The sequence below is a fragment of the Paenibacillus sp. fava2 genome, from assembly GCF_058313675.1.
Genome location: NZ_CM177755.1, coordinates 3,441,541 through 3,453,708 on the forward strand (window position 1 = coordinate 3,441,541; position 12,168 = coordinate 3,453,708).

Annotated in this window: 9 protein-coding genes; all 9 read left to right on the forward strand. The window is 52.4% G+C overall.

Translation table 11 applies throughout. From position 1 onward, the window contains the following. The first annotated feature begins 6 nt into the window (after nucleotides 1-6). The gene (gene rnc, locus AC4G46_RS14835; RefSeq protein ID WP_491128604.1) at nucleotides 7-711 is read left to right on the forward strand and encodes a ribonuclease III; all 705 of its coding nucleotides are present in this window, start codon (nucleotides 7-9) and stop codon (nucleotides 709-711) included. A gap of 204 nt (nucleotides 712-915) precedes the next feature. Further along, the gene (gene smc / locus AC4G46_RS14840; RefSeq protein ID WP_491128605.1) at nucleotides 916-4,485 is read left to right on the forward strand and encodes a chromosome segregation protein SMC; all 3,570 of its coding nucleotides are present in this window, start codon (nucleotides 916-918) and stop codon (nucleotides 4,483-4,485) included. 29 nt (nucleotides 4,486-4,514) lie between these two features. Further along, nucleotides 4,515-5,519: a signal recognition particle-docking protein FtsY gene (ftsY, locus tag AC4G46_RS14845; protein ID WP_491128606.1), complete on the forward strand. Its 1,005-nt coding sequence runs from the start codon at nucleotides 4,515-4,517 to the stop codon at nucleotides 5,517-5,519. Nucleotides 5,520-5,904: 385 nt separating this feature from the next. Beyond that, entirely contained in the window at nucleotides 5,905-7,368 is a 1,464-nt protein-coding gene (locus tag AC4G46_RS14850; RefSeq protein WP_090715747.1) for a circularly permuted type 2 ATP-grasp protein, read from the forward strand. Nucleotides 7,369-7,440: 72 nt separating this feature from the next. Further along, nucleotides 7,441-8,394, forward strand: a complete 954-nt coding sequence (locus AC4G46_RS14855; protein ID WP_491128607.1) for an alpha-E domain-containing protein — start codon at nucleotides 7,441-7,443, stop codon at nucleotides 8,392-8,394. Next, nucleotides 8,391-9,257 (forward strand): transglutaminase family protein, encoded by an 867-nt coding sequence (locus AC4G46_RS14860; protein ID WP_221799817.1) that lies wholly within the window; start codon nucleotides 8,391-8,393, stop codon nucleotides 9,255-9,257. The genes AC4G46_RS14855 and AC4G46_RS14860 overlap by 4 nt, the downstream gene beginning before the upstream one ends. 98 nt (nucleotides 9,258-9,355) lie before the next feature. After that, entirely contained in the window at nucleotides 9,356-9,718 is a 363-nt protein-coding gene (locus AC4G46_RS14865; protein WP_491128608.1) for a hypothetical protein, read from the forward strand. Between the two features lie 94 nt (nucleotides 9,719-9,812). Next, nucleotides 9,813-11,003 (forward strand): IS256 family transposase, encoded by a 1,191-nt coding sequence (locus AC4G46_RS14870; protein WP_491128609.1) that lies wholly within the window; start codon nucleotides 9,813-9,815, stop codon nucleotides 11,001-11,003. A gap of 294 nt (nucleotides 11,004-11,297) precedes the next feature. Beyond that, nucleotides 11,298-12,107, forward strand: a complete 810-nt coding sequence (locus AC4G46_RS14875) for an SDR family oxidoreductase (RefSeq protein WP_068725881.1) — start codon at nucleotides 11,298-11,300, stop codon at nucleotides 12,105-12,107. The last annotated feature ends 61 nt before the right edge of the window (nucleotides 12,108-12,168 follow it).

The following is a 12,168-nucleotide window of genomic DNA, read 5'->3' on the forward strand; positions in this document are numbered from 1 at the left end:
AGTGCAGTGAAAGGAGACCTGAAGCAGTTACAAAGCCAACTTCAAATCCAATTTCACGATCCTGTACTTCTGAAGCAGGCCTTTACCCATGCATCTTATGTGAACGAACACCGTTTCCACCAGCATCAGGACAATGAGCGTCTGGAGTTTCTGGGCGATGCCGTGCTGGAGCTTACGGTTTCCGAATATTTGTACAACCTGCTGCCGGACAGGCCTGAGGGAGAATTGACCAAGCTGAGAGCCGCAATTGTCTGTGAGCCTTCTCTGGTCAAGTTTGCCGAGAGCCTGGGCTTCGGCCGGTTTGTGCTGCTGGGCAAAGGGGAAGAACTTACGGGCGGACGTACCCGCCCGGCCTTGCTGGCCGATGTGTTTGAATCCTTCGTGGGAGCGCTTTATCTCGATCAGGGCCTGGAGACAGTGCGCCGTTTTCTGGATAATCATGTATTCCCGCTGGTGGAGACGGACGGCAAGCTGCAAATGCAGATGAGCGATTTCAAGACAGAGCTTCAGGAGCTGATACAGCATCACGGTTTAGGTACGCTGGAATATCGGATTATTGAAGAGCGTGGACCGGCGCATGAGCGTGAATTTGTTTCTGAGGTGTATATGGCCAGCCAGTCACTAGGCAGAGGCAATGGCCGTTCCAAGAAAGAAGCGGAACAGCAGGCTGCGGCAGCGGCGCTTTTGCGGTTGAAGGAAGACGGTGCTTGAAGCTATAGTTGCAATCGTACAAGATAAGGCTACCCCAAGCAATTAGCGGAGGAGAGCAGCAATGGTCTGAATGCCGGCGTCTAGGCGGAGGTCAGACCTTTGCTGCTCTTTTTCGTCTTATGGTACAGCATCCAGTAAGGGCCCACTTTGTGGGGTTATTTCAGAAACGCTATGTTATAATAGGTCAGAGGTGATAGGCGAGTTATGTTTTTGAAACGGATCGAATTGGCTGGCTTTAAATCTTTTGCCGACAAAACGGAAATGGAGTTTGTGCGCGGCATCACCGCTGTAGTAGGGCCAAACGGCAGCGGCAAAAGTAATATATCCGACGGGATCCGCTGGGTGCTTGGTGAACAGAGCGCGAAATCACTGCGCGGCGGCAAGATGGAGGATATTATCTTTGCCGGCAGCGACGCCCGCAAAGCGGTGAACTATGGAGAGGTTTCGCTGACCCTTGATAATGAGGATCACGTGCTGCCGCTGGATTTCAGCGAGGTAACAGTGACCCGGAGAGTGCACCGCAGCGGTGATAGTGAATATCTGATCAATAAGCAATCGTGCCGGCTGAAGGATATTACAGAGCTGTTTATGGATACCGGTATCGGGCGTGAAGCGTATTCCATTATCGGCCAGGGCCGGATTGAAGAAATTCTCAGTACCCGTTCCGAAGACCGGCGCGGGATTTTTGAAGAGGCATCAGGAATTGTTAAATATAAATCGCGTAAAAAAGACGCCGGACGCAAGCTGGATGAGACGGAGCAGAACCTGCTGCGTATTCATGATCTGCTCAGTGAGCTGGAGGACCAGATTGGTCCGCTGAAGGAGCAGTCTGAGAAGGCGATCCGTTATAAAGAGCTGCGGGAAGCGCTCAAACAGCAGGAAATATCGGTCTATGTTCATCAGATCGAAGGGATTCATACTGCCTGGAAGGAAGGCAATGCACGGCTGGAGGTTCTAAATAAGGAACAGCTGGAGCTATCTACCATTGTATCTGCCCATGATGCCAAGCTGGAAAGCGGACGGGCTGAGCTGCGGACTTTAGAGGAGCAGGTAGAGAAGCTGCAGGAGCAGCTGCTCCGATACAGTGAAGCATATGAAAAGAGCGAAGGCTATGGCGAAGTGCTCAAGGAGCGCAAAAAGAACCTGGAAGCCAACCGTGAGCAGCTGCTGTCCACGCTCGGTTCTGTAGGTGAGCGTTCGGCAGACCGGCAGCGTGAGCTGGCCGAGCTGGAGCAGAAGCTGCAGCAGGCCCGCCAGGCACTGGACGATCTCCGGAGACAGATTGCCGAAGAAGAGAGCAGGCTGGAAGGCGTCGCCGGCGGCATCAGCCAAAGTAAGGAAGAGCAGCTCAAAAGTGCATTACTTGAACTGATGAACCTGATGGCCCAGGCCCGCAATGAGATCCGCTATGCGGACCAGCAGAAAGAAAGTCTGGAGCGGCGGATGAGCCGGAGCAGAGAAGAAAGCGGCAAATGGACTGCCCGTCTCGAGGAGCTGTCCCTTTCCCAAAAAACGTTGAAGGACAAAATTGCACAGCTTGGCAATGAGATCTCCAAACTTCGCAACAGCTATATAACCGAGAGTGAGCAGACCAACAAACGGCATAAGCTGATTGAAGAAACCCAGTCAGGTCTGCGCAAATGGGAGCAAAAGCGCGAAGCGCAGGTGTCCAGACATGATACGATGAAGGAAATGCAGGACGACTACGACGGCTTCATGCTGGGCGTCAAGGAAGTGCTGAAGGGGGCCCGCAAAGGGCAGCTTAGCGGCGTTCACGGCGCTGTGGCGGAGCTCATTTCCGTACCGGAGCGGCTGGAAATGGCAGTGGAAACTGCACTGGGTGCTTCGGTGCAGCATGTGGTTATGGAGAATGAAGCGGTGTCGCGCCAGGCAATAGCCTTCCTGAAACAGCGTCAGCTGGGACGGGCTACCTTCCTTCCGTTGGATGTCATCCGGCCGCGCCAGATCACCGGCAGTGACCGCAGCATGATTGAAGGAGCGGACGGCTTCGTCGGCATCGGTGCCGAGCTGGTTGGCTTCGAGGAGAAATACAGCAGCATCATAGGAAGCCTGCTGGGCAACGTAGTCATCGCCGAGAATCTGGAGCAGGCCAATAAGATTGCTGCCAGGTGCCAGTACCGTTACCGGGTTGTAACCCTTGAAGGGGATGTCGTAAACGCCGGCGGTTCGATGACCGGAGGCAGCCAGCACAAAAAGAACAACAGCCTGCTGAGCCGCAAACGGCAGATGGATCAGCTGTTCGAAGAGATTGAAGAGAGCGAGCGTCAGATCGCCAAGCTGAAGCAGGGTATCGGCCGGCTTAAGGAAGAGCAGGAGAGTGCTTCGCGCAAGCTGGAGCAGCTTCGCCATGACGGGGATGAGAAACGTCTGGAGGAGCAGCGTGTTGCCGGCGATCTGAAGCAGCTTGAGCAGGAGCTGCGCCACGTGCAGGAGCAGGTGGATGGAGCCGGTGCGGAGCGCAGCGGCTTTGAAGCTGAAGTGAAGGCGCTGGAAGAAAGCCGGGCACAGGCGGTAGCTGAGCTAGCCCGGCTGGAACAGGAAGAGCAGGCAGCGCATGAGGCGATCCGCAGTGCCGAGTCGGAACGCAAAGCGAGCGAATCGGTCAAGGAGGAGCTTCAGAGCAAACTGACCGGCATGAAGGTAACGGAAGGCAAGCTGGACCAGGAGATTTTTTCGCTGGAAGAGCAGCTGCGCCGGATGCGCCAGGATGCCGGATCACAGGATAAAGAGCTGCGCCAGAGCCGCAGCCTCCTCATTACGATGGAGCAGGATCTGGAAGAGAACGTCCGCGAAGCAGTGAAGCAGCAGGAGAACCTGAACAGCTACCGGCTGAAGCGGGATGAAAGCGCGGCAGCGCTTGATCTTGCCCGGGCAGACCGGGCTGCCCTGACACGCAGGCTTGAGCTGGCCGAAGGGGAAACCAAAGACCAGCGCCAGGCACTTCGCGCGGTTGAGGACAAGCTTCGCACAACCGAGGTGTCCGTCGGACGGCTTGATGTGGAGCTGGACAATATTTTGCGCAAGCTTAGTGAGGATTACGAGCTGAGCTATGAGCTGGCCAAACAGCGCTATCCGGTTCCGGAGGATGTTCCGGCAGCCCAAATGGAAGTTCAGCGGCTGAAACGCAGTATTTCCGCACTTGGTGAAGTCAGTCTGGGTGCCATTGAGGAATATCAGCGTGTGCATGAACGTTATACCTTCCTGAGCAGCCAGAAGGATGACCTCGTTGAAGCCAAAACAACCCTGTACCATGTCATCCATGAGATGGAAGAAGAAATGTCCAAACGCTTCAAACAGACCTTTGATGCCATCCGCCGGGAATTCGGTACGGTGTTCTCGAAGCTGTTCGGCGGCGGACGGGCTGATCTTCAGCTGCTTGATCCGGAGAATATGCTGGAGACAGGCATTGATATCGTTGCGCAGCCGCCGGGCAAAAAGCTGCAGAATCTGCAGCTGCTCTCCGGCGGAGAACGTGCTCTTACGGCAATGGCGCTGCTGTTTGCCATCCTGCAGGTGAAGCCCGTGCCGTTCTGCGTACTGGATGAGGTTGAGGCCGCACTGGATGAAGCCAACGTTGTCCGGTTTGCCCAATACCTGCGCGAATTCTCGGAGCAGACCCAGTTCATCGTCGTTACCCACCGCAAGGGCACTATGGAGGAAGCGGATGTGCTGTACGGTGTAACCATGGAGGAAGGCGGTGTATCTAAGCTTGTCTCCGTGAAGCTGGAGGATGAGGAAGCGATAATCGCATAGTATAGATTTAAACTTAGAGGGGGACCATAATGAGCTTTTTCAAGAAATTAAAAGAAACCATTTCCGGCAAAACGGAAAGTGTAACCAAAAGCTTCCGCGACGGGCTGGAAAAAACGCGTAAAGGCTTCGTTGAGAAGGTCTCTGACCTGATTATCCGCCGCAAAAAAATCGATGAGGAATTCTATGAGGAACTGGAAGAAATCCTGATCGGTGCTGACGTAGGTGTTAACACAGTCATGACGCTGGTTGAGGAGCTGCGCGCTGAAGTGAAGCAGAAGCGTATTGAGGACGCTTCGGAGCTGCAGCCGATTCTCTCCCGCAAGCTGATGGAGCTGCTGCGCGGCGATGATGACAACAGCCTGAAGGAGAACCCGGACGGCATAACCGTTATTCTGTTTGTCGGCGTCAACGGGGTCGGGAAGACTACGACAATCGGCAAGCTGGCTCACCGCTACAAGCAGGAAGGCAAAAAGGTTCTCCTGGCTGCAGGAGATACATTCCGTGCCGGAGCGATCGAGCAGCTTGAGGTATGGGGTCAACGGGCAGGGGTCGACGTAATCAAGCAGCAGGCGGGCTCTGATCCTGCAGCGGTGATGTTCGATGCCGTACAGGCAGCGAAGCAGCGGAATGTGGATGTGCTGATCTGTGATACGGCAGGCCGTCTGCAGAATAAGTCCAACCTGATGGAAGAGCTGAATAAGATCTTCCGGGTCATTCAGCGTGAGATTCCAAGCGCGCCGCACGAAGTGCTGATGGTGCTTGATGCAACGACCGGGCAGAACGCGCTTAGCCAGGCCAAGCTGTTCGGTGAAAAAAGCGGTGTTACCGGACTTGTACTGACCAAGCTGGACGGTACAGCCAAGGGCGGTATCGTTGTGGCGATCCGCCAGGAAATGAATCTGCCGGTGAAGCTGGTCGGCCTTGGTGAGAAGATGGAGGATCTGCAGACCTTTGATTCCAGCCAGTTCGTCCATGCCCTGTTTGCCGGAATGATCAGCGAGGAAGCGGCTGAGTCCGGAGAAGAGCAGGAATAGGTATTTAATAGATTTTGATCTGAAATGATCGGAAAGAACCCGTTTACCGGCAGAGGCTGGAGAACGGGTTCTTTTTTTACGGATATTATATCTAAATATCAACATATGAAAAATTCATAATAGTACTGCTTGTCAACGCTCCCGCATACAATTCATTGTATCCTTAACGTTACAGCACCGGGAAAATACACTCAGGAGAAAGGAAGCGATTCCATTTATGCGGAATGGTTCATAAACTCCATTTTGCTGTTATATATATTGACATCAAGAATATCATTTACGTATTATGAGAGTAGAATCAAAGTTTTTTGTGATTAAATCTATAAATTTTAAACATTTTGTAAACAAACTTAACACATCTGAATATCCGAAAGGAGTCGGGCTCATGTCCAAATTAGATCCTTTGCCCGGTATTTCTCCGTATCCGCTGGAGCATTTTTACGATGAAATGTACGCTGATGAACGGAGTATCCGGCCTCATTACAGACATGTGAGCCGCATGTTTTCCGGGATGAGCCCCGAAGAGCTGCATGCCAAGCAGAAGCTGATGCAGCGCAGGATGATGGAAGAAGGAATTACCTTTACACTGTATAATCCGGCCCAGGATCAGCCGATGGAGCGGACGATTCCCTTCGATATGATTCCGCGGATTATCCCGAAGGGAGAATGGGAGCGGCTGGAGGCCGGAATTATCCAGCGGATTACCGCACTGAACTTATTCATTCATGACATCTACCATGAACAATACATTGTAAAAGACGGGATCGTACCGCGGCGCATGATCATCAGCAATGTCTATTTCCGGCCGGAGATGTCCGGGCTGCGGGTGCCCGGCGGAGCCTACGTGACTACATCAGGTATCGACCTGATCCGTCATCATGACGGGGAATATTATGTGCTCGAAGATAATCTGCGTACTCCCTCCGGTTTTTCGTACCTGTTCAAAGGCAGGTCACTGATGAACCAGCTGTTCCCTGAACTGGCCTTTGCCAGCCGGGTACGGGATGTGGATCACAGCCTCAACCGTTTTCTTTCAGTCCTGCGCAGCCTGTCTCCGTCCAGAACGAAAGATCCTGTTATCGCCCTGCTGACCCCCGGGCAATACAATTCTGCTTATTATGAACATGCTTTTCTGGCGCAGCAAATGGGCATTCATCTGGTTGAAGGACGGGATCTGGTAGCTCAGGACCATAAAATTTATTTGCGGGAAATGAACAGCCTGCGCAGAGTCGATGTGCTGTACCGCCGCCTGGACGATGATTATATTGATCCGCTCGCGTTTCAGCCGAATTCACTGCTCGGAGTCGCAGGTCTGATGAATGCTTACCGGGCCGGCAATATTGCAATCGCTAATGCTCCCGGGACCGGAGTGGCTGATGACAAAGCCATGTATGTCTATGTTCCGGATATGATCCGTTATTACCTGAACGAAGAGCCGATCCTCGGCAATGTGCCGACCTATCTGCTGTCGCGCCCGCAGGAACGCCAGTATGTGCTGGATCATTTACCGGAAATGGTAGTTAAGGAAACCTCGCTCTCCGGCGGCTACGGGATGCTGATCGGCAGTGAAGCGACGAAGGAAGAGCTGATGGACTTCAGGCTTAAGATTCTTGCCGACCCGGCCCGTTATATAGCCCAGCCGATCATGTCCCTGTCACGGGCGCCGGTATTATCCGGTGCAGAAATGGTACCGCGCCATATCGACCTGCGCGCATTTGTGCTGATGGGAGCGGACCGCAAGCCGCATGTTATCCCCGGCGGGCTGACCCGGGTAGCCATGAAAGAAAACTCTCTGGTCGTAAACTCTTCACAGGGCGGCGGAGTTAAGGATACCTGGGTTATGGCCTGATGCGTAAGAAGGCAGCAGGCAGTTGAAAGACAAAGTGCGGCATCAAAATGTGGGAGCGGAGGAGTGGTGACGATGCTGAATCGCAATGCGGAAGCTTTGTTTTGGATCGGACGGTATATTGAACGAGCGGAGAACCATGCGCGGCTGATCGATGTCCATTATCATATTCAGCAGGAAGAGGATTTTCAGTCGGAGGGGCATAAATGGTCAAGGCTGATTGATGCCTTAGGGGTAAGAAATGAGTACCTCAAGCAGTTTGAGAGCTTTTCCGAGCAGGATGTGCTGTCTTTTATCACACTGGATCTGGGAAATGCCAATTCTTTATTCTCCTGTGTGCACCAGGCGAGGAATAACCTTCGTACGCTGCGCCAGCATCTGCCCAGCGAGCTGTGGGACATCGTTAACGGCTTTAATCTCTGGCTCGGGGAGCAGTCCGTAGCAGATATTATGAGCGGCCCGCATCAGTTCTACCAGCAGGTCAAAGAGCGGGCGGCAATGTTTCTCGGTGCGGAGCAGTCCGTAATGCTGCGGGGAAATGAATGGCATTTTATCGAGAGCGGCCGGTTTCTGGAACGGGCCGAAAATACAACACGGATTCTGCAAGCTGTTACAGTATCATGCAAATCCAAAGAGAACAGCACCATCTATACCCAGCTGCAGGCGGTGCTGAAATCGGTAAGCGGCTATCAGGCCTTCCGCCGTTATTATGCCGATGATATGTCACCGGAGTGCATACTGGAATTTCTGATCGTGAATGCTCGGTTTCCTCGTTCGGTGCGCTTTTCGTTCCACAAGCTGGAGGAGCATCTGGCCAGACTGGAGCTCGATTCCTCAGAAAAGGGCTCAGGGCATGAGAAGGTGATCCGTCAGGCAGGAAAGATTAAGGCCGAGCTGGATTATATGGAAAAAGAGGAGATGTCCGGCGATCTAGTCGATGATGTCCTGCATTCCCTGATGATCTCGTGCCAGCGGTTAGGGAAGACAATGGAGGGCGCCTTTTTTCGCCGTGAAGGAGCCATTGTATGAAAATTCAGATCAACCACACAACGACCTATTCATATCCGGAGCCGGTTACGGACAGTGTCAATGAAATCCGGCTGACCCCGCGCACCAATTACCGGCAGTCCTGCTACCATCATGAGGTGGAGGTAACTCCGGCGGCGAATCTTTTAACGTATGAGGATTTTTTCGGCAACCGGGTGCACGCCTATTCGGTAAACAAGCCGCATACAGAGATGGTGATTCATACCAAGGCGACTGTTGTGACACTTGATAAAGCACAGGGTGCCGACCTCCCGCATATCCCGCTCGCAGATCAGGTTAAGCTGCTGAACGACGAAAAGTTCCAGAACCGGTATATTGAATTCATTCTGCCGACCCGTTACACGGAGGTTACGCCGGAGCTGGTGGAGTTCGCGTCACAGCACCCTTTTGATGCAGCGGATGATATGTATGCCTGGACCAAAAAGCTGTCCTCGACGATCTATGAGCAGTTTACCTATGATCCCGAAGCGACGAGTGTTAATACTACGGTCAAAAAAGCGCTCAAGCTCAAGCGCGGCGTCTGTCAGGATTATGCCCATCTGATGATCGCCGTCTGCCGGAGTGTCGGGCTTCCTTCACGGTATGTCAGCGGATACCATTTTGTCGGGGATCTGCAGGGCGGTAACGCCGATTTCGAGCAGGCCTCGCATGCCTGGGTTGAAACGCATATCCCCGGCACAGGCTGGCTTGGCTTTGATCCGACCAATAATGCGGAAGTGAACTGGCGCTACATCAAGCTGGGCCATGGCCGGGATTACAAGGATATTGTACCGGTAAAAGGTGTTTACCGCGGAGGAGCCGGGACACTAAGCGTCAAGGTAGATGTGCGCAAGCTGGACAGCTAAGCGCAAGTAGTGCGGCAGGTACGGAAGACGCTGATAATGTTAAGCCCCACGTTGTGGGGCTTTTAAGTTTATACAATCGGGAGAAGGGGATGGCTGAAATGAAGGGCAAAAATACCTCTGATTTCGCCAAAGTGTGCGCAATGGACGAAATGAAGGGCAAAAATACCTCTGATTTCGCCAAAGTGTGCGCAATGGACGAAATGAAGGGCAAAAATGCCTTTGATTTCGCCAAAGTAGGCGCAATGGACGAAATGAAGGGCAAAAATGCCTTTGATTTCGCCGAAGTGGGCGGAGTGGACGGAATGAAGGGCAAAAATGCCTCTGATTTCGCCGAAGTGGGCGGAGTGGACGGAATGAAGGGCAAAAATGCCTTTGATTTCGCCAAAGTGGGCGAAATGGGCGAAATGAAGGGCAAAAATGCCTTTGATTTCGCCGGATTAGGCGGAATGGGGATGGCGTAAAGTAAGTTGTGTACCAGGATTTGGAGCCTAGTCAGGCAACAAAAAAGTAGGGTATTCTCGGGATTACGACACCACCAAGAAGGGACCCTACTCGATGACTATTCTACCCGAAAACATGTTAAATAATCTATTTGAAAATCTTGTCACCCAATTTGTAAAAGACAATCTGGAGTCCATTATGAAGGCGGAAATCCAGCAATTCATGACCAGTGAGGAAGCCGGGAACCACAACAGTCGCAACGGATACTACACACGAAACCTGCACACCAAGTACCGCAATGTGGAGGAGTTAGAGGTCCCCCGCGACCGTCAGGGTCTGTTCCAAACGCAATTATTTGAGCCCTACCAAAGACGGGATGGATGGCTTGAGGAAGCTGTCATCCAGATGTACAAAAGTGGCATGGGAACGCGAGATGTGGCCCGGTTCATTGAAAGTATGTTCGGCAGCCACTACTCTCCCACGACCGTTAGCAACATTACAGCTACGGTACTTGACGACATTCATCAGTGGCAGAAACGCCCGTTAAACAAACGCTACTCCGTCATCTACCTGGACGGCTTATATGTGAAGCTCAAGCGCAGCACCGTGAGCGGAGAAGTCGTTTATTTCGCCATGGGGATCGACGAAGACGGTCACCGCCAGATCCTTGGCTTTTACGTAGGCGGCCAAGAGAGCGCAAACGGCTGGCGCGAGGTGCTCAAAGACCTCTACGACCGTGGTGTCCAGGAAGTCTTGCTGGGTGTGTTTGATGGACTGCCGGGACTGGGTGCAGCGTTCCGTGAAACCTATCCGAAGGCGGATGTGCAGCATTGTATCGTCCACAAAGTGCGTTCGACCTTTCCGAAAATTCGGGTTCAGCACAAAACGGAAGTCATTGAAGATCTGAAGACGATCTACACGGCTGCAGACCACGATCTGGCCCGGGCTGCGTTTGACACGGTGAAGGCCAAATGGGGCAAGCTCTACCCGAAAGAAATGCGGTCTTGGGAAGAACAGTTGCCCACGCTGTTGACCTTTTATAAGTATCCCGCGCTCATAAAAGAAGCCATCTACACGTCCAATCCAATTGAACGAATGAACAAGGAAATCCGAAAACGCCTGAAGCCGATGAACAGTCTCACCAATATGGATGCGGCAGAGAAAATTGTCTACCTGGATGTAATAGACTACAATGAACGTTTTGCCGAACGGGTCATTCGCGGCTTCGGTGATCTGGAGGTAAAGAAGAAACTGAACGAGATGTTTGAAGTGCGATACCCGGTGCGGGAAGGGCAAGAGAAGTAGTCCAATTCCCCTTGTTCTTTGGGGCGGGGTTCCCCCGCCCCAAAGAACACTTGCACTCACTAACGGACACCCGAGAAGTTACTTTCTACTCTCTTACACAAACTTCTTGACGCTACCGGAATGGGCGAAAGGAACAGTTTGTATTAGGGCATTAAGCCGGCATCGGACGCCAGCTTTGGCACGGTTGCACAAAGTTTGTGCAAAATTTGCACAAGGGTGATTATAATTGAGCCGCAATTGGGTAATCTTGAAACAGAATCACGAATATGGATGATGTGGAAGGAGAGTGTGCATATGAGCCCAAATATAGCTAAAAAACAGCGGTTTATCGGTAAAACAGCCATAATTACAGGTGCGGGCTCCGGGATCGGCAGAGCAGCAGCGATCCAGATGGCGCGGGAAGGCGCCAATGTAGCTCTTTTTGACCTGGTTAATGAACGAACATCGGTGCTGGAGCAGAAGCTGAACAAGCTGCGCAAGGATTGCGCACTGGCCATTGATGTCGATACCTCTGATGCTGAACGGATGGAGGAAGCGGTACGCAGAACGATCGAGCACTTCGGCAGTCTGGATATTGTTTTTGCCAACGCGGGAATTAATGGTGTGGTCGGGCCGATCGAGGAGCTGAGCCTGACGGATTGGCAGCATACGATCAACGTCAACCTGACCGGAACGTTCCTGACGCTCAAATATACGATTCCGCATCTCAAGGAAAAAGGTAAAGGCAGTATCATTATTACAAGCTCCATTAACGGAAATACACGGTTTACGAGCTTTGGCTGGTCACCGTACAGCACGACCAAGGCGGGTCAGGTGGCTTTTGCCAAAATGGCTGCGCTGGAGCTGGCCAAATTTAAAATCCGCGTCAACGTTATCTGTCCGGGTGCGATCTCTACCAATATTGATGAATCAACTGAATTCAATGAAGAGGTAGAAGAAATCATCATCCCGATCGAATTCCCGGAAGGAGCCCAGCCGCTGGCTGACGGCCCAGGTAAGCCGGAGAATGTTGCCGATCTGGTCTCCTTCCTCGCTTCCGATGAATCCATTCATATTACCGGGGCGCAGATTGTCATTGATGGTGCAGAGTCACTGTTAAGCTAAGACAGTAGAGCAAGTTGCAAAATATAACGTCTATGCGGCAGCCGTACTTCGGGAGATATAG